General features: G+C 79.0%; 1 pseudogene. It reads left to right on the top strand.

The window, feature by feature from the left end:
• A pseudogene (locus ACQG3P_RS24575) lies at positions 1-233 on the top strand (exodeoxyribonuclease VII large subunit); the annotation flags it as partial.

Genomic DNA, 233 nt, shown 5'->3' with positions numbered 1-233 from the left:
CGGGACCCGCCCGGCCTCGGGCCACCTGACCCTCACGCCGAAGGTCGCGCGCGCGCAGAACCGCGCGGCGGCGTCCCAGCCCCAGCGCCACTGGCTGAACGTCGGGCCGCGCGAAGGCAGGCGCGCGCTCGCGCGTGGCCGGCTGACCCGGGACGAGGCGCGCGGCGCGGACCAGAGGCTGCGCGACCACATGGACGAAGCCGGCGAAGGCCCACGGCGCCGCGCCTACGAAC

The organism is Stenotrophomonas sp. SrG, from assembly GCF_050031795.1.
Taxonomy (GTDB): Bacteria; Pseudomonadota; Gammaproteobacteria; order Xanthomonadales; family Xanthomonadaceae; genus Stenotrophomonas; species Stenotrophomonas rhizophila_A.
This window is presented reverse-complemented; position numbering and strand designations above follow the sequence as displayed.